Source organism: Streptomyces pallidus (ex Mingjun et al. 2026), from assembly GCF_051550185.1.
GTDB lineage: Bacteria > Actinomycetota > Actinomycetes > Streptomycetales > Streptomycetaceae > Streptomyces.
Genome location: NZ_CP196181.1, coordinates 4,471,647 through 4,493,241 on the forward strand (window position 1 = coordinate 4,471,647; position 21,595 = coordinate 4,493,241).

The 21,595-nt window shown below is 72.7% G+C and carries 17 protein-coding genes; 11 read left to right on the top strand and 6 right to left on the bottom strand.

Features of this window, described 5'->3' with window-relative positions:
* Window positions 1-49 precede the first annotated feature (49 nt).
* From ACSHWO_RS19785 to ACSHWO_RS19805, 5 genes are all read left to right on the top strand, one after another.
* Window positions 50-997, top strand: coding sequence for an LLM class F420-dependent oxidoreductase (locus ACSHWO_RS19785; RefSeq protein WP_385806122.1), 948 nt, complete (start codon window positions 50-52; stop codon window positions 995-997).
* 13 nt (window positions 998-1,010) lie between these two features.
* Window positions 1,011-1,820 carry an SDR family NAD(P)-dependent oxidoreductase gene (locus ACSHWO_RS19790; RefSeq protein WP_438313462.1) on the top strand — a complete coding sequence of 270 codons (810 nt, stop codon included), beginning with the start codon at window positions 1,011-1,013 and terminating at the stop codon, window positions 1,818-1,820.
* Between the two features lie 96 nt (window positions 1,821-1,916).
* Complete coding sequence (locus ACSHWO_RS19795) at window positions 1,917-3,050, top strand: LLM class flavin-dependent oxidoreductase (protein WP_385806118.1); 1,134 nt, start codon at window positions 1,917-1,919, stop codon at window positions 3,048-3,050.
* Window positions 3,051-3,191: 141 nt separating this feature from the next.
* Complete coding sequence (locus ACSHWO_RS19800) at window positions 3,192-4,931, top strand: N-acyl-D-amino-acid deacylase family protein (protein ID WP_438313464.1); 1,740 nt, start codon at window positions 3,192-3,194, stop codon at window positions 4,929-4,931.
* Entirely contained in the window at window positions 4,928-6,445 is a 1,518-nt protein-coding gene (locus ACSHWO_RS19805) for an aldehyde dehydrogenase family protein (protein WP_438313466.1), read from the top strand. The genes ACSHWO_RS19800 and ACSHWO_RS19805 overlap by 4 nt, the downstream gene beginning before the upstream one ends.
* 72 nt (window positions 6,446-6,517) lie before the next feature.
* On the opposite strand, the gene ACSHWO_RS19810 is transcribed toward ACSHWO_RS19805, so the two are convergent.
* Window positions 6,518-7,174: a hypothetical protein gene (locus ACSHWO_RS19810; protein ID WP_361095544.1), complete on the bottom strand. Its 657-nt coding sequence runs from the start codon at window positions 7,172-7,174 to the stop codon at window positions 6,518-6,520.
* 310 nt (window positions 7,175-7,484) lie between these two features.
* Here ACSHWO_RS19810 and ACSHWO_RS19815 point away from each other — a divergent pair, with 310 nt between their 5' ends.
* From ACSHWO_RS19815 to ACSHWO_RS19825, 3 genes are all read left to right on the top strand, one after another.
* A complete protein-coding gene (locus ACSHWO_RS19815; RefSeq protein WP_438313468.1) occupies window positions 7,485-9,062 on the top strand; it encodes an APC family permease in 1,578 nt (525 codons plus the stop codon).
* A 128-nt stretch (window positions 9,063-9,190) separates the two neighbouring features.
* On the top strand, window positions 9,191-9,532 hold the full coding sequence (locus tag ACSHWO_RS19820) for a hypothetical protein (RefSeq protein WP_438313470.1): 342 nt from the start codon (window positions 9,191-9,193) through the stop codon (window positions 9,530-9,532).
* Between the two features lie 91 nt (window positions 9,533-9,623).
* Window positions 9,624-10,430 (top strand): DUF4239 domain-containing protein, encoded by an 807-nt coding sequence (locus ACSHWO_RS19825; protein WP_438313472.1) that lies wholly within the window; start codon window positions 9,624-9,626, stop codon window positions 10,428-10,430.
* 47 nt (window positions 10,431-10,477) lie between these two features.
* Here ACSHWO_RS19825 and ACSHWO_RS19830 read toward each other — a convergent pair whose 3' ends face one another.
* The 5 genes from ACSHWO_RS19830 to ACSHWO_RS19850 form a co-directional block, all read right to left on the bottom strand.
* Window positions 10,478-10,876, bottom strand: coding sequence for a VOC family protein (locus ACSHWO_RS19830; protein WP_361095532.1), 399 nt, complete (start codon window positions 10,874-10,876; stop codon window positions 10,478-10,480).
* Window positions 10,877-11,090: 214 nt separating this feature from the next.
* On the bottom strand, window positions 11,091-11,951 hold the full coding sequence (locus tag ACSHWO_RS19835) for a TIGR03619 family F420-dependent LLM class oxidoreductase (RefSeq protein ID WP_385806100.1): 861 nt from the start codon (window positions 11,949-11,951) through the stop codon (window positions 11,091-11,093).
* A gap of 74 nt (window positions 11,952-12,025) precedes the next feature.
* Window positions 12,026-13,129, bottom strand: a complete 1,104-nt coding sequence (locus ACSHWO_RS19840; protein WP_438319171.1) for an ADP-ribosylglycohydrolase family protein — start codon at window positions 13,127-13,129, stop codon at window positions 12,026-12,028.
* Window positions 13,130-13,688: 559 nt separating this feature from the next.
* Window positions 13,689-16,265 (bottom strand): bifunctional FO biosynthesis protein CofGH, encoded by a 2,577-nt coding sequence (locus tag ACSHWO_RS19845; RefSeq protein ID WP_438313474.1) that lies wholly within the window; start codon window positions 16,263-16,265, stop codon window positions 13,689-13,691.
* A 49-nt stretch (window positions 16,266-16,314) separates the two neighbouring features.
* Complete coding sequence (locus tag ACSHWO_RS19850) at window positions 16,315-17,097, bottom strand: SDR family oxidoreductase (RefSeq protein ID WP_385806096.1); 783 nt, start codon at window positions 17,095-17,097, stop codon at window positions 16,315-16,317.
* 364 nt (window positions 17,098-17,461) lie between these two features.
* Here ACSHWO_RS19850 and ACSHWO_RS19855 point away from each other — a divergent pair, with 364 nt between their 5' ends.
* The 3 genes from ACSHWO_RS19855 to ACSHWO_RS19865 all read left to right on the top strand — a co-directional run bounded on the left by ACSHWO_RS19855 (window position 17,462) and on the right by ACSHWO_RS19865 (window position 21,468).
* A complete protein-coding gene (locus tag ACSHWO_RS19855; RefSeq protein WP_385806094.1) occupies window positions 17,462-18,874 on the top strand; it encodes a family 2B encapsulin nanocompartment shell protein in 1,413 nt (470 codons plus the stop codon).
* Between the two features lie 234 nt (window positions 18,875-19,108).
* Complete coding sequence (locus ACSHWO_RS19860) at window positions 19,109-20,566, top strand: family 2 encapsulin nanocompartment cargo protein terpene cyclase (RefSeq protein WP_438313477.1); 1,458 nt, start codon at window positions 19,109-19,111, stop codon at window positions 20,564-20,566.
* 17 nt (window positions 20,567-20,583) lie between these two features.
* Window positions 20,584-21,468: a geranyl diphosphate 2-C-methyltransferase gene (locus tag ACSHWO_RS19865; RefSeq protein WP_385806089.1), complete on the top strand. Its 885-nt coding sequence runs from the start codon at window positions 20,584-20,586 to the stop codon at window positions 21,466-21,468.
* Window positions 21,469-21,595 lie beyond the last annotated feature (127 nt).

Consider the following 21,595-nt stretch of genomic DNA (forward strand, 5'->3'; position numbering starts at 1 on the left):
AGACGATGGCCCCCGGACGAGCCGGACAGAGCTTCGAGGCGGGGACCCCATGGCGCGCGTGTTTCCGGAAGGCCGGCTGGTGTACGGGATGCAGCTCCCGATCCAGTCGCAGAGCACCCTGTACGCCGAGGCCTGGGAGGCCTCGGCCGGCCCCGCCGACCTCGCCGAGGTCGCCCGGGCCGCCGACCGGGCCGGGTTCGGCTACGTGGCCACCTGTGACCACGTGGCCATACCGCGCCGCCTCGCCGGCCCCATGAGCACCATCTGGTACGACCCGGTGGCGACCCTGGCCTTCCTCGCCGGGGTGACCGAGCGCGTGCGGCTGCTGAGCCATGTCGCGATCCTGGGCCTGCGGCACCCGCTGCTCGGCGCCAAGCAGTACGCGACGGTCGACCACCTCTCGGGCGGCCGGCTGATCCTCGGCGTCGGCGCGGGCCACGTCCGGGAGGAGTTCGAGGCCCTCGGCGTCGACTTCGCCGGGCGCGGCGCCCTCCTCGACGAGACGCTCGACGCGCTGCGCGCCGCCCTCGGGCCCGAGGAGTTCCCGGCCTTCGAGGGGGAGCGGTTCTCCTTCCGCGACCTCGGCCAGCGGCCCCGGCCCGCGCAGCCCCGGATCCCCGTCTGGGTCGGCGGCTCCTCGCCCGCCGCCGTGCGGCGGGCGGCCGTCCGCGGCGACGGCTGGCTCCCGCAGGGCGATCCACGGGACCGGCTGCCCGCGCAGATCGCCCGGATCAGAGAACTCCGGGAGCAGGCCGGCGTCACGGAGCCGTTCGAGTTCGGGGCGATCACCGAGGCGCTGTACGTCGGCGAGCCCGCCTGGGACACCGGCCGCCGCACCCTGTCCGGCAAGCCGGAGGTGCTCGCCGAGTCGCTGCGCGCGTACCGGGCGCTGGGCGTCGACCAGATCCAGGTCCGCTTCCGCAGCCGCGACCGCGCCGAGCTGACCGACCAGATCACCGCGTTCGGCGCCGAGGTGGCGCCCCTCCTCCACGACTAGCGGGAGTACGGACATGGGCATATCCACCGGCAGGCTCCACGGCCGCGTCGTCCTCATCACCGGTGCCGCCCGCGGCCAGGGCGAGCAGGAGGCCCGGCTGTTCGCCGCCGAGGGGGCGCGGCTGCTCCTCGGGGACGTGCTGGACGAGCGGGGCGCGGCCGTGGCGAAGCAGATCGCCGAGGAGGTCGGGGAGGACCGGGTCCGGTACGTCCGGCTGGACGTGAGCCGGGAGGAGGAGTGGGCGGCTGCGGTGGCGGCCGCCAGGGAGGCCTTCGGCCGGGTCGACGGCCTGGTCAACAACGCGGGCATCCTGCGCTTCAACGAGCTGGCCTCGACCCCGCTGGCGGAGTTCCAGGAGCTGGTGCAGGTCAACCAGGTCGGCACCTTCCTCGGGATCAGGGCGCTGGCCCCGGAGATCGAGGCGGCCGGCGGCGGGACCATCGTGAACACCTCCTCGTACACCGGTCTGACGGGCATGGCGTACGTGGGTGCGTACGCGGCGACCAAGGCGGCGGTCATCGGGCTGACCCGGGTGGCCGCGCTGGAGCTGGCGGCGAAGAACATCCGGGTCAACGCGATGTGCCCGGGCGCGGTGGACACCCCGATGGCCAATCCGGGGCTGCTGGACCCGGCGGGCGTGAGCGAGGAGGCGCGCGAGGCGATGGGGGAGCTGTACCGGCGGGTGGTGCCGCTGGGGCGGGTGGGGCGGCCGGAGGAGGTCGCCCGGCTGGCGCTGTTCCTGACGGGCGAGGACTCCTCGTACATCACCGGGCAGCCGTTCGTCATCGACGGCGGCTGGACGGCCGGCGTCAGCGTGCTCTGACGGTTCATCAGGTATTGACGCTCCCGCCCCGCGGTGGAACAGTCGACCCATCCGATCTGACGGAGCGTCAGAAATGAGCGAGGACGGTGAACCCCCTTGGAATTCGGGCTCTTCGTGCAGGGATACGTGCCTGAGGCGCGGTCCAGGGTCGACCCCGAGGCAGAGCACAAGGCGCTGATCGAGGAGACCGAGTACGTCATCCAGGCCGACAAGTCCGGCTTCAAGTACGCCTGGGCCTCCGAGCACCACTTCCTGGAGGAGTACTCGCACCTGTCGGCGAACGAGGTCTTCCTCGCCTACCTCGCCCACGCCACCGAGCGCATCCACCTCGGCTCCGGCATCTTCAACCCCCTGGCGCCCGTCAACCACCCGGTCAAGGTGGCCGAGAAGGTCGCCATGCTCGACCACCTCTCCAAGGGCCGCTTCGAGTTCGGCACCGGCCGCGGCGCCGGCAGCCACGAGATCCTCGGCTTCCTGCCCGGCGTCACGGACATGAACCACACCAAGGAGATATGGGAGGAGACCATCGCCGAGTTCCCCAAGATGTTCCTCCAGGAGGAATACGAGGGGTTCCAGGGCAAGCACTGGTCGCTGCCCCCGCGGAAGGTCTTCCCCAAGCCGTACGGCAAGGCCCACCCGGCCATGTGGTACGCCGCCGGGTCCCCCTCCTCGTACGCGATGGCGGCGAAGAAGGGCCTCGGCGTCCTCGGCTTCAGCGTCCAGAAGGTCTCCGACATGGAGTGGGTGCTGGAGCAGTACAAGACCGCGATCCAGGAGGCGAAGGCCATCGGCGCCTTCGTCAACGACAACGTGATGGTCACCTCGACGGCGATCTGCGCCGAGACCCACGACAAGGCGGTCGAGATCGCGGTCAACGCGAACATGAACCGCTTCCAGTCGCTGGTCTTCCGCTACCACGACACCTTCCCGCGGCCCGAGGCGATCCCGCAGTGGCCCGAGATCCTGCCCGAGTACAACGCGGAGATCATCGAGCTCCTCATCGCCGAGGAACTGCTGATCTGCGGTGACCCCTCCGAGGTCCTCGCCCAGTGCAAGCGCTGGGAGCAGGCCGGGGCCGACCAGCTGTCGTTCGGCCTGCCGACCGGGGTCTCGTACGAGGACACGATGACGACGATCAAGCTGATCGGCGAGCATGTCATCCCGGAGATCGACACCGACCCGGTGCACCGCACCACCCGCTTCCGCCAGGGCGCCGACGCGGGCGCCTGACCGGCGGTGCAGCGGGGACGGCGGTTTCCCGGACCGCCGTCCCGGGGCCCCCGGCCCCGCGGAACCGGCCGGGGCGCGCGGGCAGCGGCCTGCCCCCGCCCCGGCCGGGAACGGAACCGAGGAGAAGGGACGTCACCCGTCATGCTCGACCACCTGATCAGGGGAGCCACCGTCGTCGACGGCACCGGATCCCCCCGGTTCACCGCCGACGTCGGCATCCGCGACGGCCGCATCGCCGTCATCGGCGCCCCCGGCTCCGTCACCGAGGAGGCCCGCACCAGCGAGGACGCCGCCGGCCTCGTCCTCTGCCCCGGCTTCGTCGACCCGCACACCCACTACGACGCCCAGCTGTTCTGGGACCCGTACGCCACGCCCTCCATGAACCACGGCGTGACCACCGTCGCCGGCGGCAACTGCGGCTTCACCCTCGCCCCCCTCAACCCGGCCCGCCCCGAGGACGCCGACTACACGCGCCGGATGATGAGCAAGGTCGAGGGCATGGCCCTGGCCGCCCTGGAGGAGGGCGTCGACTGGACCTGGTCCTCCTTCGGCGAGTACCTCGACGCCCTGGAAGGGCGGATCGCCGTCAACGCGGGCTTCATGGTCGGCCACTGCGCACTGCGCCGCCACGTCATGGGCGCGGAGGCGACCGGCGGCCGGCCCACCCCCGCCCAGCTGGAGCAGATGACCGCCCTCCTGCACGAGGCCATGGACGCGGGCGCCTGGGGTCTGTCCACCACCCAGTCCGCCACCCACTCCGACGGGGACGGCGCCCCGGTCGCCTCCCGGCACGCCGAGCCCGCCGAACTCATCGCCCTGTCCCGGGCGGTCGGCGAACACGAGGGCACCCAGCTGGAGGCCATCGTCGCCGGCTGCCTCGACCAGTTCGCCGACGCCGAGATCGACCTGCTCGTCGAGATGAGCGCCGCCGCCGGCCGCCCCCTCAACTGGAACGTGCTCACCATCGACGCCGCCGTCCCCGAGCGCGTCCCGCGCCAACTGGTCCCCAGCGAACGCGCCCGCAAGGCCGGCGGCCGCATCGTCGCACTGACGATGCCGATCCTCACCCCCATGAACATGTCCCTCGGCACCTTCTGCGCCCTCAACCTGATCCCGGGCTGGGGCGAGGTCCTCGGCCTGCCCGTGCCCGAGCGGATCGCCCGGCTGCGCGACCCCGACGTACGGGCGGAGATGCTGCGCCGCGCCGACAGCAAGGAGGCCGGCGTGTTCCGCCGCCTGGCCGACTTCGGGCGGTACGTCATCGGGGACACGTACAGCAAGGAGAACGAGGGGCTCACCGGCCGGGTCGTCCGCGACATAGCGGCCGAGCGCGGCCAGGACCCCTTCCACTGCCTGGTGGACATCTGCGCCAACGACGGCCTGCGCACGGTGCTGTGGCCGATGCCGACCGACAACGACCCGGCGAGCTGGGCGCTGCGCGCCGAGACCTGGCAGCACGAGGACGTCATGCTGGGCGGCTCGGACGCGGGCGCGCACCTGGACCGGATGTGCGGGGCCCCGTACACGACCCGGTTCCTCGGGGACTGCCTGCGCGGCCGCAAGCTGCTGCCGCTGGAGCAGGCGGTACGCATGCTCACCGACGACCCGGCCCGGCTGTTCGGGCTGCGCGAGCGCGGCCGTATCGCCGAGGGGTGGCACGCGGACCTGGTGCTGTTCGACCCGGAGCGGATCGAGGCCGGGCCGGCGACCCTGGTCCACGACCTGCCGGGCGACAGCCCGCGGCTGGACGCGCGGGCGGTCGGGATCGTGTCGGTGCGGGTCAACGGGGTCGAGACGGTACGCGACGACCGGGTGACGGGCGCGGTCCCGGGGACCGTGCTGCGGTCGGGCCGGGACACGAGGACGGTGAGCACCCGGTGACGGGGACCGGCGCAGGGCAGGGCCGCGGCGGGCAGGACCGGGACGGGCAGCGCCTGTTCATCGGCGGCGATTGGGTGGAGCCGGCGGGCGGCCACTACGAGGTGGTCAACCCGGCGGACGAGTCGGTCGTCGGCCTCGCGCCGGAGGCCTCGCCCGCGCAGGTCCTGGAGGCGGCCGAGGCGGCCGCCGAGGCCTTCGAGGGCTGGTCGCGTACCCGGCCGGAGCAGCGGGCGGCGATCCTCGACCGGGCCGCGGACATCGTCCAGCGGGAGTTCGAGCCCTGGGCGGAGCTGGCCCGGGCGGAGACCGGCGCCCCGACGGGCATCGCACGCGGCATGCAGGTCGGGGTCGGGGTGGCCCGCTTCCGGCGGTACGCGAAGGGCGCCCTGGAGCCGGTCGAGCGGGGCCTCCCGCCGCAGGTCACCGAGGCGGGGCCGATGGGGAGGGCGGCCGTGCTGGGGGCGCTGGAGGTGCGCCAGCCGGTCGGCGTGGTCACCTGCATCACCTCGTACAACAACCCCTGGGCGAATCCGGCGGGCAAGGTGGCCCCGGCCCTGGCCATGGGCAACACGGTGGTGGTCAAGCCGGCCCCGCAGGACCCGCTGTCGGTGTTCCGGATGGCCGAGGCGCTGGCCGAGGCCGGCGTGCCGCGGGGCGTGGTCAACGTCGTCGGCGGGCAGGCGGTGGAGGTCGGCGAGGCCGCGGTCGCCTCCCCGCACGTGGACATGGTGTCCTTCACCGGCTCCACGGCGGTCGGGCAGCGCATCGCGGAGGTCTGCGGCCGTTCCATGAAGCGGCAGCTGATGGAGCTGGGCGGCAAGGGCGCCGCGGTCGTGTTCGAGGACGCGGACCTGGACGCGGCGGTGTCCGGGATCGGCACCACCTTCTCCTTCTACAGCGGCCAGATCTGCACCGCCCCGACCCGGGTGATCGTGCACCGGGCGGTGTACGCGCAGCTGGTCGAGAAGCTGACCGCCTACCTGGGCCGCATGAAGGTCGGCGACCCGGCGGCGCCGGGCACGGTCGTCGGCCCGGTGATCTCGGCCGCGCACCGGGACCGGATCGAGGCGTACGTCGAGCTGGGCCGCAAGGAGGGCGCGCGCCTGGCGTACGGCGGGGCGCGCCCGGTGGTGGAGGGCGCCGCGGGCCGCGGGCGCGGGTTCTACGTCGCGCCGACGCTGCTGGTGGACTGCACGAGCGACATGCGGGTGGTCCGGGAGGAGATCTTCGGGCCGGTGGTCGTCGTCGTGCCGTTCGAGGGCGGGGAGGACGAGGCCGTCGCCCTGGCCAACGACAGCGACTACGGGCTGCTGAGCTACGTGTGGTCCGGGGACGCGGCACGCGCGTTCCGGGTGGCGCGCCGGCTGCGGGCGGGCGGGGTCGGGGTCAACACGATCGGCCGGAACATGGAGGCGCCGTTCGGCGGCTTCAAGCGCTCCGGGGTCGGCCGCGACGTCGGCTCGTACGCACTGCACGCGTACAGCGAGGTCCAGTCGATCGTCTGGGCGGGCTGAGGGCTGAGGGCCGGGGGCCGGGGTGGGGCCCGGCGGGGGCTCTCCGCCCGGGCCCGCCCGCCTCGCCCCGCCTCAGTCCTTGTAGTAGTCGGTGAGGACGCAGCCCTTCACCAGGGCCGGCTCCTTGCGGAATCCGCTCGGCGGGTTGAAGCCGGGGTGGCAGTTGAGCACCAGCATGCCGCTCCCGGGGGCGAGCAGGGCGCTCATGGCGTCCGAGCTTTCGGATCCGGTGGCGAAGTCCTGGCCGACGATGGGGCCGCTGTTGATGTTGCCGGTCTTGCCGTCCGCGTGGTCCTTGTCGACCTCGGCCTTGAAGGCGGCCTGGAAGACCTTGGGGTCCCTGATCATGAAGATGGTGGTGGCGTTGCGGCGTCCGCAGTAGCCGCGCTCGCTGACGGAGTACGTCTTGCTGTCGTACTTGGCGTCCTCGCTGTCGGAGCTCGACGAGTCGCTCTTGGTGGAGCTGATCCGGTCGCACTTGGTGTAGCCGTTGATGATGCGGGCGGCCTCCGCCATCGAGCCGGCCTTGACGAGCCCCTTGAAGCCCAGGCCGTTGCCCTTCTTCGCGGCCCCGCCGTTGCTTCCGCTCCCGCCCTCGAGGCCGCCGATCGCGGCGATGCCGGACCCGACGGCCGCGTCGTCGTCGCCTCCGCAGGCGGTGAGGGTGAGGAGGGCGGCGAGAGCCGTGGCCGCGGCGGTGGCCGTTCTGGCGGCCGTCCTGGAATGCATGACGATGTGTCCCCCGTGTCGATGACCTTGATCGTCGGAGCCTAGGTCGACCGGCATGTCCGCGCCAAACTTCGCGGCCGAAAACCGGCACGGGAAAGTTTTGGAAGGGGCAAAACGGGCAGGGCTGCGGTTTCCGTATATCGGAAAGGCGTTCCGGGCCCCTCTGAACCGGGGGTAACACCCGCATGTGAACCTTTCATTGCCGACTGGTGAACGCGTCGCGCCGCAGGATTCCAAGGGGATTTACCGTTCCGAGATCCGGATCTAAGACCTCCGGATATGGAAATCGCAGGATCTACCGTCCTGTGGCATGACTCAGCTGGACGTTCGGCCCCGAGCCGAAGACACGGCACGCGACGTCGCCGACGTACGCGGCAAGGGCCTCGGCAAGGGGTCCGTGGGACTGGTGGGCAGCGCCGTCATCGGCATCTCCACCGTCGCCCCCGTCTACTGCCTGACCTCGACCCTCGGCTCCACCGCCGGCGAGGTCGGCGTCCAGATGCCCGCCGTGTTCCTGGCCGGCTTCCTCCCGATGCTCCTGGTGGCCTTCGCCTACCGCGAGCTCAACAAGGCCATGCCCGACTGCGGCACCTCCTTCACCTGGACCGTGAAGGCCTTCGGTCCGCGGATCGGCTGGATGTGCGGCTGGGGCCTGGTGATCGCCACGATCATCGTCCTCTCCAACCTCGCCGGCGTCGCCACCTCCTACTTCTGGCTCCTCGCGGGCGAGATCACCGGCAGCGACTCGGTGGCCGCCCTCGACGACGACAAGCTCGTCCACATCGCGACCTGCCTCACCCTCGTCGCCGTCGCCACCGCCATCAGCTACCGCGGCATGACCGCCACCAAGGGCGTCCAGTACGCCCTGGTCGGCCTCCAACTCGCCGTCCTCGCCGTGTTCGTCGTCATGGCCTTCCAGAAGGCCACCACCGGCGGCGCCGGCGGATCCGGCGCCGCGGCCTTCGACACCGGGCTGGACTTCTCCTGGCAGTGGATGAACCCCTTCGCGGTCGAGTCCATGGGCGCCTTCACCGCCGGACTCTCCCTCTCGATCTTCATGTACTGGGGCTGGGACGCCTGCCTGGCCACCAACGAGGAGACCACCGGCTCCGCCAAGACCCCCGGCCGCGCCTCGCTCATCGCCATGGTCGTCCTCGTCGGCTCGTACCTGGCCACCGGCATCGCCGCCCAGATGGCCGTCGGCTCAGGCACCACCGGCCTCGGCCTCGCCAACGCCGACACCTCCGGCAACGTCTTCGCCGCCCTCGCCGGACCCGTCATGGGCCCCGTCCTCGGCATCCTGCTCTTCGTCGCCGTCCTCGCCTCGGCCGCCGCCTCCCTCCAGACCACCTTCATCCCGGTCGCCCGCACGGTCCTCGCCATGTCCACGTACGAGGCCCTGCCGCCCTCCTACGCCAAGGTCCACCCCCGGTTCAAGACCCCCGGCCGCGCCACCGTCATGGCGGGCGTCGCCACCGGCGCCTTCTACACCGTGATGACCCTGGTCAGCGAGAACGTCCTCACCGACACGATCTTCGCGCTCGGCCTGATGATCTGCTTCTACTACTCCCTGACCGCCTTCGCCTGCGCCTGGTACTTCCGCGGCGAGCTGCGCCGCAGCACCCGCGACCTCTTCCTCAAGGGCGTCTTCCCGGTCCTGGGCGGACTGCTGCTCGCCGCCGTCTTCTTCAAGACCCTGATCGACATGTGGGACCCGGCCTACGGCTCCGGCTCCACCGTCCTCGGCGTCGGCAGCGTCTTCGTCATCGGCGTCGGCCTGCTGGGCCTCGGCCTGGTCGTCATGGCGGTCACCGAACGCCGCAGCCCGGCCTTCTTCCGGGGCGAGGTCCTGACGAAGTCGACGCCGTCGCTGGTCGTGGAGGACTGAGCACTGAGCACTGAGCACTGAGCATGAGGATCGAGGGCTGCGGACCGAGGACTGACGCAGGGGCGTGAGCCGCCCGATCTGCCGGGCCCGGGGGTGACCCCCGGGCCCGGCAGGTCGTTGGACCGGGCATGGACGCCAAGAACCCCAAGCACGCGAAGCACGCCAAGACCGCAGCGGGCACCGCAGGCGCCGTGCGGCGCGGCCTCGCCGCCCTCGCCCTCACCTCCGGAGTCCTCGGCCTCGCCGCGGGCGCCGCCCACGCCGACAACGCCAGCCTCCAGGCGGCCGCCCCGCTCGCCAAGCGCGTCGGCGGCATCGTCGACCACCCGGGCCAGGCCGTGGAGGACACCAAGACCGCCCTGGCCGTCACCGGCGCCGTGACCGGCTCCGCCGCCCGGTCCACCAACACCTCCCTCGCGGGCGCGGGCAGCGCCCTCCAGACGATGCCGCAGGCGCCGTCGGTCAAGTAGCTCGGCGGGCGGGGGCGGCACCGGGGCGGCGGCGGGCCGGAACAGCCGGCCCGAGCACTGACCTCGCGGGCGCCGGCTCGTTGATCAGCGCATGCTCCTGTGGTTGCTCAACTCCTGCTCCACCCTCACCCTCGGCCTCCTCGTGGTGGGCGGCTTCACGAGCCTGGCCGTGGCCGGCAGCCTCGCCGCCCGCCGCCGCTTCCCGCACCTCGCGGGCGGCGAGCACAACGAGATGGTCGGCGTCGCGCTCGGCATGTTCGGCGCGATCTACGGCATCATCCTCGCGTTCGTGGTCGTGACCCTGTGGGCCCAGCTCGAGAACGCCCAGGGCGTCGTCTCCAGCGAGGCCACCGACCTGGCCCTGATCGTCCGCAGCGCCGAGGCCTTCCCGCCGGAGGAACGTACCCGGGTCGAGCAGGCGGTCGGCGCGTACGTCCACTCCGTCGTCGAAGTGCAGTGGCCGCTGATGCGCGAGGGCCGCCCCAGCTACGACGCCACCGCGCAACAGACCCACGGCCTCTACCAGGCGCTGCAGGCGTACGAGCCCACCGGCACCCGGACGACCACCTTCTACGAGCAGGCCGCCGACCGCCTCAACGACGTCGCCGCCCAGCGCCGGGCCCGCCTCGACATGGCCGGGACCTCCCTGCCGATGCTGCTCCAGCTGCTGGTGTACGGGGGCGCGCTGGTGATCCTCCCGCTCACCTTCCTCTTCGGATTGCGCAGCCTGAAGATGCAGCTGCTGTTCGTCTCGGCGGTGGCCGGTCTGATCGGCTTCAGCCTGCTGCTGGTGATGGTCCTGGACCGGCCGTTCGCGGGGGAACTGAGCGTGAGCCCGGCCCCGTACAAGGAGGCGGCCCTGTCCCAGTTCTGGCCGGGCCGGAGCGCGCTCCCGTAGGGGCGGTGGCGGTGGCGGTGGCGGTGGCGGGGCTCGGTCGTCGGTCGTCAGCCCCAGGCGCGGGAACAGAGGACGAGGCGGTAGCCGTCCGGGTCGGCGATGGTGACGCCGTACTCGTCCCAGTACGGGTTGTGGGCGGTGACCCGGGTGCCGCCGTGGGCGAGGAGCCGCTCGACGAGTGCCTCGTCGGGCGGCTCGCCGAGGTAGACGACGAACAGGTCGTCCACGGTGGGTGAGGGCGCGAGCGGGCTGCGGGGGTCCCGGGTGAGCTCGAAGTGCCAGCCGCCGTCGGCCGGACCCACCATGAGCAGCTCGTGCTCCCCGGGCCCCGGCTCGCTGTTCCGCCACAGCACGGCGAGCCCGAGCCCGCCGACGTAGAACCGCTCGGCCGCCCCGAGGTCGAGGCTGGGGCGCGCGACACGAACGTGGGTACGAGAAGTGATCACGGAGTGAGGGTACGGGTGAGGGCTGGGCGGGGGTGAGGACCGGGGTCGGGGTGGGGCGGGGTGGGGTGAGGCGGGGTGACGGGGCGAGAGGAGGGCGCGCTGCCGGGCCGTCGGCTTCCGCCCTCCCCGCCCTCCCCGCGCCCCCGCGCCCTCCCCGGGTTCTCCCGCCCTCCGTCCCCGCCCGCGGCCTCCTCCCGGCGGCCTCCTGGGGTGGTCAGAGGTACTGGGCGTATGTGTCCAGGGTGCGGAGGATCTCCGGTTCGTCGGCCGAGGGGAGTTGGAGGACCACCTCCTCGATGCCCAGGTCCCGGTAGTGCGCGAGCTTGCCCGGGTTGGGGTGGACCGCGTACGGGACGACCTGGAGGGTCTTCGGGTCGCGGCCCGCGGCCTCCCAGACCTGGCGCAGGGCCGGCAGTGATTCGGTCAGGCCTCCGCCGCCGATCGGGAGCCAGCCGTCGGCGTGGTCGGCGATGGCTGCGAACAGTTTGGGCCCGGCGGCGCCCCCGAGGAGGGTGCGCGGGCCGTGGAGGGGCTGGCCGGGGCCGAGTTCGCGCGGGGGCTGGGCCGGCTTGGGGTGGGCCTGGCTGGCCTGGACGGAGGAGAACTGGCCGACGTACGCGGTGGGCTCGGGGGCCCACAGGGAGCGCATCAACGCCATGCGGTCGCGGACCAGTTCGCGGCGGGTGGGCCAGTCGACGCCGTGGTCGGCGGCCTCCTCGACGTTCCAGCCGTAGCCGACGCCGAAGGTGAGGCGGCCGCCGGAGACGTGGTCGAGGGTGGCGATCTGCTTGGCGAGGACGATCGGGTCGTGCTGGGCGACCAGGGTGATGCCGGTGCCGAGGCGGAGCCGTTCGGTGACGGCGGCGGCCTGGGCGAGGGCCACGAGGGGGTCGAGGGTGCGCCCGTACATCTCGGGGAGTTCGCCGCCCATGGGGGCCGCGGTGTCCCGGGAGACCGGGATGTGGGTGTGCTCGGGCAGGTAGAGGCCGGCGAAGCCGCGTTCCTCCAGGCTGCGGGCGAGACGGACGGGGGTGACGGTCCGGTCGGTCAGGAAGACGGTCGTGGCGATCCGCATGGGCGTGGGCACCTCCGTGACGGGTGGGACACACGCTACGGGGATCGGCCGGTCGGCGGCAGGGGGCGGGCCGGTCAGGCGCGGGGGTAGCGGGCCAGCCAGGCGGGGGCGGAGACGGCGGGGCCGTGGAGGGCGGGGCCCTGGGTCATTTCGAGGGCGAAGTCGTCGGCGAGTTCCAGCACGGTGGCCCGGCCTTCGAGTTCGGCGAGCCAGGCGGCCGGGAGGGCCGTTTCACCGTGGAGGGCGCCGAGGAGGGCCCCGCAGAGGGTGCCGGTGGCGGAGGAGTCGCCGCCGTGGTTGACGGCCAGGCGCAGCCCGTGCGGGACGTCTTCGGCGACGAGGGCGCAGTAGACGGCGACGGCGAGGGCGTCCTCGGCGTCGCCGCCCTCGCCGGGGGAGAGGGAGGCGACGGTTTCGGGGGAGGGGGTGGCCCGGGAGGCGGCGGTGGTGAGGGCGCGTTGGAGGGCGTCGGTGACGGGCTGGTGTCCGGAGCGGCTGCCGAGGAGGCCGAGGGTGCGCTGGGTGGCGGTGTCGAGGGTGTCGCCGCGGGTGAGGCCGTGGACGATGACGGCGAGGGCGGCGGCGGAGAGGTAGGCGGTGGGGTGGCCGTGGCTCTGGACGGCGCATTCGACGGCGAGTTGGAGGACGAGGGCGGGCTCCCAGCCGACGAGGAGTCCGAAGGGGGCCGAGCGGGTGGTGGCGGCGGTGTCGCGGGCGGTGGGGTTCTTGGGGCGGTCGAGGGTGCCACGGGTGGTGTCGGCGAAGCCGGTCATGCAGGTGCGGTCGGGGTCGCGGCGGGCGTAGAGCCATTCCTGGCGGGCGAGCCAGCCGTCGTCCTCGCGGCGTTCGTCAGGGCCCCAGTCGTGCTGGGTGGCGGCCCAGCGCAGGTAGGCGCGGTGGACGTCGGTGGGCGGGTGCCAGGCGCCGGCGTCGCGGCGTACGTGGGCGCGGATCAGGCCGTCGACGGTGAAGAGGGTGAGCTGGGTGCGGGAGGTGACGGTGCCGGGGCGGCCGTACGCGGGCGCGGGCTCGGTCAGGCCGGCGGGGCCGTGGGCGCTGCGGATGTCGTCGAGGGAGAGTCCGGTGACGGGGGCGCCGAGGGCGTCGCCGATGGCGGAGCCGAGGAGGGTGCCGCGGACGCGGCTGCGGAAGTCCTGTTGTTCGGTGCGGCCCCACAGGCCGGTGGCGAGGGGGGAGCGGCCGCCGAGGGTGCCGCCCTGGGTGGTGGGTCGTGCTGTTGTTCCTGGTGTGGGCGTTGCTGTGGGCGGTGTTGTGGTGGTGTTCGTTGCCGCGTTCGTTGCCGTGTCCATCGTGGTGCCCCCCGACTGCCCCGCGTGTTCTGGCGCGCACTGTAGTGGACACGCCTGATCAGAACCGGAAGAAGGCGATCAAGAGACCCGTAAGTGAGCAGAGAAAGGCCGGATCGCGTCCTGGGGTGGGTGTGGGCGGGGGCGGGACGCCGGGGGCAGGGGGTGCCCGATGTGCGGTGATGCGCTAGTGGCGTGTTTTGTCGCTTGCCTTCGGGGTGGTCGTTTTCGGCCACGCCCCGTTTGCTGACCGCCCTCGGCGTGCCGCGCGAGAGCGTGCGGGCCGACTACCCGGCCGGCAACGACCGCCGCGAGCCCGCGAGGTGAGGCAGCTGAAGAAGGACCTCCTCGTCGGCTGACCGCCGTACACCGCGGTACCGCCGCGGTCCACCCCGCCGGCCGCGGCGGCCCGCCCCGGTGCGGCGCGTCCTCAGTCCAGGACGGGCAGCAGCTCCGGCAGGTGCCCGTCCGAGGCGGCCGCCGCGCGCTGCCGCTCCTGCGGCACCTCCCCGTACAGCGTGGTGCGGGGCCGGGCCGGGCGGCCCGCGGCCGCGGCGACCGCGACCAGGTCCTGGACGGACTTGTACGAGCCGTAGCCCGACCCCGCCATGCGGGAGATGGTCTCCTCCATCAGCGTGCCGCCCAGGTCGTTGGCGCCCGAGCGGAGCATCTCCGCCGCGCCCTCCGCACCCAGCTTCACCCAGCTCGTCTGGATGTTGGTGATGTGCGGGTGGAGCAGCAGCCGGGCCATCGCCGTCACCGCCCGGTTGTCGCGGACGGTCGGGCCGGGCCGGGCGATGCCCGCCAGGTAGACGGGAGCGTTGGTGTGGATGAACGGCAGCGTCACGAACTCGGTGAACCCGCCCGTCTCCTGCTGGATGCGGGCCAGGGTGCGCAGGTGCCCGAGCCAGTGCCGCGGCTGGTCGACGTGCCCGTACATCATGGTCGAGGAGGACCGGATGCCGAGGTCGTGGGCGGTGGTGACGACGTCGATCCAGTCGGCCGTCGGCAGCTTGCCCTTGGTGAGGACCCAGCGGACCTCGTCGTCGAGGATCTCCGCGGCCGTGCCCGGGATGGAGTCCAGGCCGGCCTCCTTGGCCGCGGTCAGCCAGTCCCGTACGGACATGCCGGTGCGGGTGGCGCCGTTGACGACCTCCATCGGGGAGAAGGCGTGCACGTGCATGCCGGGCACCCGCGCCTTCACCGCCCGCGCGATGTCGAAGTACGCCGTCCCCGGCAGGTCCGGGTGGATGCCGCCCTGCATGCACACCTCGACCGCGCCCACGTCCCACGCCTGCGCGGCCCGGTCGGCGACCTGGTCCAGCGACAGCGTGTACGCGTCGGCGTCGGTGCGGCGCTGCGCGAAGGCGCAGAAACGGCAGCCGGTGTAGCAGACGTTGGTGAAGTTGATGTTCCGCGTGACGACGTACGTGACGTCCTCGCCCACCACCGACCTGCGCAGCTCGTCCGCGATGCGGCACAGCGCGTCCAGCGCGGGCCCGTCCGCGTGCAGCAGGGCCAGTGCCTGTGCGTCGGTGAGCCGCTCCGGGTCGTCGGCGGCCTGCGCGAGGGCGGCCCGTACGTCGGTGTCGATGCGCTCGGGGACCATGCCGGGCGCGGCGGCCTCGCGCAGGGCCTCCCAATCGCCGTAGACGTGGTCGAAGTCCTCGCGGCGGTCGCCGGTGCGTCCTTCGGTGTCGATGGCGGTGTGCAGGTCGGTGCGCCCGGTGGCGGTGAACGCCTCCTCCGGTTCCTGCCAGGGCCGGCCGACGACCTCGGCGTCGGGTCGGGCGAGGCCGGTCTCCGGGTCGGCGAGGGCCCGTACGTGCGGCAGCAGGCGCGGGTCGAGCCAGGGCTCGCCGCGGCGGACGAACTCCGGGTAGACGCAGAGCCGTTCGCGCAGCTCGAAGCCGACGGCCGCGGACTGCTCGGCGAGCCTCTCGATCTGGGGCCAGGGCCGCTCGGGGTTGACGTGGTCGATGGTCAGCGGGGAGACGCCGCCCCAGTCGTCGATGCCGGCTCCGATGAGGCGGGCGTACTCCCCGTCGACGAGGTTGGGCGGGGCCTGGAGGCAGGCAGACGGGCCCATGATGTGCCGGGCGACGGCCACGGTGGCGACGAGCTCGTCGAGGTCGGCGTCCGGCATGCCGCGCATCGCCGTGTCCGGCTTGGCGCGGAAGTTCTGGATGATCAGCTCCTGGATGCCGTGGTACGCGCGGGCCGTGCGCCGGAGCGCGAACAGCGACTCGGCGCGCTCCTCGTAGGTCTCCCCGATGCCGATCAGCAGGCCGGAGGTGAAGGGGACGGAGGAGCGTCCGGCGTCCTCCAGGACGCGCAGCCGGACGGCGGGCTCCTTGTCGGGGGAGCCGTGGTGGGGGCCGCCGGGCTCGGACCACAGACGGGTCGCGGTGGTCTCCAGCATCATGCCCATGGACGGGGCGACCGGCTTGAGCCGCTGGAAGTCGGCCCAGCTCAGCACGCCCGGGTTGAGGTGGGGCAGCAGCCCGGTCTCCTCCAGGATGCGGATGGAGACGGCCCGGACGTAGGAGATGGTGTCGTCGTAGCCGTGCGCCTCGAGCCATTCGCGGGCCTCGGGCCAGCGGTCCTCGGGCTTGTCCCCGAGGGTGATGAGGGCTTCCTTGCAGCCGAGGGCGGCGCCGCGGCGGGCGATGTCGAGGACCTCGTCCGGCGACATGTACATCCCGTGGCCGGCGCGGCGGAGCTTCCCGGGGACGGTGACGAAGGTGCAGTAGTGGCACTTGTCGCGGCAGAGGCGCGTGAGGGGTATGAAGACGCTCTTCGAGTACGTGATCACACCGGGGCGGCCGGCCGCCGCGAGCCCGGCGTCGCGGACGCGCGCGGCGGACGCGGCGAGGTCCTGCAGGTCCTCGCCGCGCGCCTGGAGCAGTACGGCCGCCTCGGTCGCGTCGAGCGCGACGCCGTCGCGGGCGCGCCGGAGCGCGCGGCGCATCGCGTTCTGGGTCGGGGCGTCACTCGGAGTGGTCATGCGGTGAGCATACGATCCGGCGGCCCGCCGGCGGGGCGTCGACCGGCGGTCATCTCATCAGCTCCCCGGCGTTGACCAGCAGGGATTGGCCGGTTATCGCGCGCGCCCGGTCGGAGGCGAGGAACACGGCGGCGTCGGCGACGTCCCCGTCGGTGGCGAGGTCGGGCAGGGCCATGCGGGCCGCGAGCCGGTCGCGGACCTCGGCTTCGGGGACGCCCTCGGAGTGGGCGGTGAAGGTGACGAAGGCCTGGACGGGCGGCCCCCACATCCAGCCGGGCAGGACGGTGTTGACGCGGACGCGGTGCGGGCCGAGTTCGCGGGCCATGGAGTACATGGCGGAGGTGAGGGCGCCCTTGGAGGCGGCGTACGCGGCCTGCTGCACCTCGTTGGGTGCGGCGACGGCGGACTGGGTGCCGATGATGACGACGGAGCCGCCGCGCTGCTTGAGCGCGGGCAGGCAGGCGCGGGTCATGCGGAGGGTGCCGAGCAGGTTGACGTCGAGGACCTGGGCCCAGGTAGCGAAGTCGGCGTCCTCGATGCCGCCGAAGTAGGAGTCCCAGGCGGCGACGTGGACGACGGCGTCGATGCCGCCGAACCGCTCGACGGCGAGGGCGGCGAGGGCCGCGCACTGGTCCTCGTCGGTGATGTCGGTGGCGCGGTGGGCGGTGTGGGCGCCCTCGGGGTCGATCTCGGCGGCGGATTTGGCGAGATTCGCCTCGGTCCGTGCACCGAGCACGGCCCGCCCGCCCTCCCGTACGACGGCCGCGGCGACCTGGTGGCCGAGTCCGGCCCCGACGCCGGAGACGATGACGGTCTTTCCCTGCAGCAGCATGCGCGATCGCCTCCCGGCACGAGCCCGTGACTGACGGTGCGTCAGATTAGGGTGCGGTCGCCGCGGAGGGAAGGGGCGGAGCGGTGCCCGCGTACGCCCCGTGGGCGCGCGGGTGCGCGGGGCGTGCGGGAGCATGATCAGGCCGCCCGGCGACCGAATCGCCATCAGCCGCTAAACGTCGACCGGGTCAAGATCACCGCATCGGGCGACTCCGGCGGCTTCACAAGGCCCGGCCGATGCGGCAGGCCGTTACTGTTCCCCGTGATCTGGCCGGATTCCCGGATATACGCCCCCTTTCCTCCTCTTTCACCGGTGACGTGCGGGTACGCGCCGGTCGCCGCCCCTTGCGAAGGAGAGCTCGTCGATGACCGTTGACAGCAGCCCCGAGACTCAGCTGGAACCCCCGCAGCAGACCAGCCTGGGCACGGCAGCTGCCCGCAACCTCGCCACCACCACCAAGTCCGCCCCGCAGATGCAGGAGATCACCTCCCGCTGGCTGTTGAAGACGCTCCCCTGGGTCGAAACCAAGGGCGGCGCCTACCGGGTGAACCGCAGGCTCAGCTACACGGTCGGAGACGGACGGATCGAGTTCGTCCAGGACGGCGCAACGGTCCGGGTGATCCCCCGCGAGCTCAACGAACTGGCCATGCTGCGCGGCTTCGACGACACGGAGGTGCTGACCGCGATCGCCGGCCGGTGCGTCCAGCGCGACTTCCGCGCCGGAGAGGTGCTGGTGGAGCGCGGCGGCCGCGCGGAGCACATCCACCTGATCGCCCACGGCCGGGTCAGCCAGACCGGCGAGGGCAAGTACGGCGACGAGGTCTCCGTCTCCGTCCTCGCCGACGGCGACCGGTTCGGCGAGCACGCCCTGCTGGACGGCCAGGGCACTTGGGACTACACGGCCACCGCCGAGACCTCCGGCACCCTGCTCACCCTCTCCCGCGCCGACTTCGAGGCCGTCATGGCCTCGGCGCCGGCCCTGCGCGGCCACATCGAACGGTTCACCGCGCTCCCGCACCAGCGGCAGAACCGCCACGGCGAAGCCGAGATCGCCATGTCGTCCGGCCACACCGGCGAGCCCGAGCTGCCCGCCACCTTCGTCGACTACGAGCTCCACCCGCGCGAGTACGAGCTCTCCATCGCGCAGACCGTGCTGCGGGTCCACACGAGGGTCGCCGACCTCTACAACGGGCCGATGAACCAGACGGAGGAGCAGCTCAGGCTCACCATCGAGGCGCTGCGCGAGCGCCAGGAACACGAGCTGATCAACAACCGCGAGTTCGGCCTGCTCCACAACGCCGACTTCAAGCAGCGGATCCAGACCCACTCCGGCCCGCCCACCCCCGACGACCTGGACGAGCTGCTCTGCCGCCGCCGCGGCACCAAGCTCATCCTGGCCCACCCCAAGGCGATCGCGGCGATCGGCCGCGAGTTCAACGCCCGCGGGCTCTACCCGGACCACGTCGACATGGGCGGCCAGTCCGTCCCGGCCTGGCGCGGCGTCCCGATCCTCCCTTGCAACAAGATCCCGATCAGCAAGGAGAACACCAGCTCGATCATCGCCATGCGTACCGGCGAGGACAACCAGGGCGTGATCGGCCTGCACCAGACCGGTCTGCCGGAGGAGTACCAGCCGGGGCTGTCCGTGCGGTTCATGGGCATCGACGAGAAGTCGATCATCTCGTACCTGGTCACGGCCTACTACTCCGCGGCCGTCCTCGTACCCGACGCCCTCGGCGTGCTGGAGAACGTACAGATCGCCCGCAGGCAGGACTAGCCCCTCCGGCAGCCCGGGCCCGCCCCGGCCCGCTGACGCCCGGGCCCTGTGCTCGGGCTTGGGCTCGGGCCCTTCGCCCGGGCTCGGACTTGGGCTCGGGCCGTCTCGCCTGGGCTCGGGCGCGGGCCTGCGCCTGGGCCCGCGCCCGGAGGCACCGGTCGGCCGGACCCTTCCGGGCCGGCCGGGTCCGCCGGGGATCCGGGACGGTCCCCCTACCCCACCAAGGAGACACGGATGCCCGACCCTGGGCCTTCCCCTCTGCCGTCGAGCCCGCCCACCGCTGCCGCGGCTCACGGCCTCGGCCGCAGCGCGGCCGCGGGCCGGACCGGACTGCCTTCCGGGCCGCCCTCGCCGCCGTTCACCCGCGCGCCGGCGGCGTCGGCGGCGTCGGCAGTGCCGGACGCGGTGACGACGCCCGGCCCAGTGCCAGTGCCAGAGCCGGGCTCGGCGCTGGCGCGGATCCTGTCCGGCCCCAGCGGCCTGGGCACTGACAGCCTCCACGTCGGGCGCCGGGCCAACCCGGTCGCTCCGCCGGAGGCGCCGGCACTGCCCGGGCTGCCGGAGCCGGCCATTGCGTCGGCGTCGGCGTCGGTGCCGGCGCTGGCACTCGCCGTGGCACGGTCCCACCCGTTGGCGCTGGCCGTGCTGTCGGACCGGCCGCCCGCCCCGTCGGGCCCGTCCGCGGTGCCCGAGCCGACGGCGGCCCCGGCGGAGGGCCGCCCGATCCCGGGCCTCTACTACCACCCGGTCCCCGAGCCCGACCCCGTCCGCGTGGCGGAGGTCAGCCACCGGATCAAGCGGTGGGCGGTGGACGAGGTCGAGGCCTATCCGCCGGAGTGGGAGGACCAGTTCGACGGCTTCTCCGTGGGCCGCTACATGGTCGCCTGCCACCCGGACGCCCCGACCGTCGACCACCTGATGCTGGCCACGCGGCTGATGGTCGCCGAGAACGTCGTCGACGACGTCTACTGCGAGGACCACGGCGGCTCACCCGTCGGCCTGGGCGGGAGGCTGCTACTGGCGCACACCGCCCTCGACCCGGTGCACACCACCGGCGAGTACCAGCCGGCCTGGGCGGAGTCACTGTTCTCGGACGCCGCCCGACGCTCCTACCGCTCCGCCATGGAGTACTTCGTACGGGCGGCCTCGCCGTCGCAGGCCGACCGGTTCCGGCACGACATGGCCCGCCTCCACATGGGCTACCTGGCGGAGGCCGCCTGGGCCGAGACGGACTACCTCCCCGAGGTGTCCGAGTACCTGGCGATGCGGCAGTTCAACAACTTCCGCCCGTGTCCCACCATCACCGACACGGTCGGCGGCTACGAACTCCCCGCGGAACTGCACGCCCTGCCCGCCATGCAGCGGGTGATCGCGCTCGCGGGGAACGCCACCACCATCTCCAACGACCTGTACTCGTACACCAAGGAACTCGACGCCCGCGGCAAGCACCTGAACCTGCCCGTGGTGATCGCCGAACGGGAGGGCCTCTCCGGCAAGGAGGCCTACCTGAAGGCCGTCGAGGTCCACAACGAGCTCATGCACGAGTTCGAGGCCGCCGCCGCCGAACTCGCCGCCACCTGCCCCGACCCGCGCGTCGCGCGCTTCCTGCGGGGCGTGGCCGTATGGGTCGACGGCAACCACTACTGGCACATGACCAACACCTATCGCTACAGCCTGCCCGACTTTTGGTAAGCAGAATGGATTTACCCATGACGAGCGTCGACCTTCCCGCTTCCGCCCCCACCGCCGCCTTCATCCCGGCCCCGGCGACCCCCTACCAGGGCGACATCGCCCGCTACTGGAACGAAGAGGCCAGGCCCGTGAACCTGCGCCTCGGCGACGTCGACGGCCTTTACCACCACCACTACGGCATCGGCGCGATCGACCACGAGGCCCTCGGCGACCCGGCCGACAGCGCCTACGAGAAGAAGCTGATCGCCGAACTCCACCGCCTGGAGTCGGCCCAGACGGACGTCCTCCTCGACAACCTCGGCGCCATCGGCCGCGACGACCTCCTCGTCGACGCCGGCTGCGGCCGCGGCGGCACCATGGTCATGGCCCACCAGCGCTTCGGCTGCAAGGTCGAGGGCGTGACGCTGTCCGCCAAGCAGGCCGACTTCGGCAACAACCGTGCGCGGGAACTGGGCATCGCGGACTCCGTACGCTCCCGCGTCTGCAACATGCTCGACACGCCCTTCGAGACCGGCCAGGCCGCGGCCTCGTGGAACAACGAGTCCAGCATGTACGTCGACCTGCACGACCTCATGGCCGAGCACTCCCGCGTCCTCGCCGTCGGCGGCCGCTACGTCACCATCACCGGCTGCTGGAACCCCCGCTACGGCCAGCCGTCGAAGTGGGTCTCGCAGATCAACGCCCACTTCGAGTGCAACATCCACTCCCGGCGGGAGTACCTCCGCGCCATGGCCGACAACCGCCTCGTCCCCCAGGCGATCATCGACCTGACACCGGAGACCCTGCCGTACTGGAAGCTGCGTGCCACGTCGTCGCTGGTGACGGGCATCGAGGAGGCCTTCATCAAGTCGTACGAGGACGGCTCGTTCCAGTACGTGCTGATCGCGGCGGACCGCGTCTGACGTTGCTGGCTGGGTGTGAGGGCCGGGCCCGTGGCGTTGCGCAGCGGGCCCGGTCGCGTCGGGGTCGGGGTTTCGCCGGGACCGGGGTGGTGAGGTGCCCGGGGGCTGCCCGTCAGTCCCATCGTCA